Source organism: Oleiphilus sp. HI0043 (genome assembly GCF_001634935.1).
On record NZ_LWEY01000418.1, the window covers coordinates 1 to 992 of the forward strand.

The following is a 992-nucleotide window of genomic DNA, read 5'->3' on the forward strand; positions in this document are numbered from 1 at the left end:
TACTTTGAAAGGTATTGATCATGCCAACAACGGTGCCGAGTAAGCCCAGAAGAGGGGCGACTGCAGCGAGTAGTTTGATTGTCCCCAGGCCCTTATCCAGCTTAGGCATCTCGGACATAACGATCTCTTGTAGCTGAACTTCAAGCGTATCATGTTTTAGCTGAGTACTTTGCTCGTCACTTGAACTGCTTTCCTCATTTCCTTTGCATGCCTGATAGGCCTGAATTATTCGGCCAAGAGGATTGCTAGCGTCTGCAATTTACGGTGATCTCATTTGTTTTTTGATTGCTCGTTGAGAGTAGCTGATTGTTAACCATCTAAACAAGCTTAGTAAGAGCCCTAGTAAACCTAATGTGACAATGGCGTAGCCAATATATCCGCCTTGGTGGAAGCGATCTTCCAAGCTGGGAATCAGTGCCAGCTGTTCAAGTATCAAACCGTTCGAAGGGTCGATTACCGCTGTAAGGGGTGTGTTGGGACTTAGAGCCTGGTATTCGGCTTGCTCAACGACTCTTTGGTATTTTGAATTTGGTTGTATTGGAAGCGTATTTAGAGTGTTATTCGCCGGGTTGTGAACAAGAAAATTACCTTCGCTGGTCGTGGTAAACGTACCAATGCGTTGGATAACCGTCTGTTTTCGCTGGCCATCTACTGTAATTACTTCACCTTGGTAGGTGTGGCTTTGGCGGTTTTGCTGAATATCATATTGAAGTAGCTCGAAAAGGGCTCTTAAGTCATCTGAGTCGGGGAGTGCTGTTTTAGTTGCCAGCATGCGAAATGTTTCAAGCTTTGCAGGTGACTCATGACTAATAATGGAGGCCTCCATATTCGACTGACCATCTTTAACAGCTTGCTTCCACACAGAGAACAGGTCTTTTAGCGCGTGACTTCGTTCTGCTAACTGATGTTTTGCATCGTCAATGCTTTGTTCGGTTTTTCTAACAGTCTGGTTGAGGGTTTTAAGTTCCTTTCTTTTATTGGAAAGCTCCTTT

General features: G+C 44.8%; 2 protein-coding genes. Both read right to left on the bottom strand.

Going from position 1 to position 992, the window contains the following annotated elements; translation table 11 throughout:
* A partial coding sequence (locus A3729_RS34470) for a MotA/TolQ/ExbB proton channel family protein (RefSeq protein ID WP_197475595.1) occupies nt 1-259 on the bottom strand: 259 nt, incomplete at its 3' end.
* Nucleotides 260-992: hypothetical protein (locus tag A3729_RS32290; RefSeq protein WP_197475594.1), on the bottom strand; the 733-nt coding region annotated here is incomplete at its 5' end.